This window comes from Stenotrophomonas sp. SrG, assembly GCF_050031795.1.
Lineage (GTDB): Bacteria > Pseudomonadota > Gammaproteobacteria > Xanthomonadales > Xanthomonadaceae > Stenotrophomonas > Stenotrophomonas rhizophila_A.
In genome coordinates this window covers 1-237 of record NZ_JBNBBE010001241.1, presented here as the reverse complement: position 1 = coordinate 237, position 237 = coordinate 1, and the positions used below count along the sequence as shown (strand labels likewise).

Annotated in this window: 1 pseudogene; it reads right to left on the bottom strand. The window is 63.7% G+C overall.

The annotated features are described in order from the left end of the window. Positions 1 to 237: pseudogene (locus tag ACQG3P_RS23405) on the bottom strand (transposase); the annotation flags it as partial.

The window sequence follows — 237 nt, the reverse complement described above, 5'->3', positions numbered from 1 at the left end:
ACCATGCGCCGCACCAGCAGCCAGCGCGCCGGAGCGGTCACCCCTTTTTTCGCAACGCATCCTTGCTGACGTCGTTCTCGAAGACCTGTTCCGCCAGGAGCTTCTTCAGGCGCGTGTTCTCCGCCTCCAGGTCCTTGAGCCGCTTGGCGTCGGGCACGCTCATCCCGCCGAACTTGCTGAGCCACAGGTAGTACGAGGCCTCGCTGAAGCCATGCTGGCGGCAGAGGTCCTTAATGG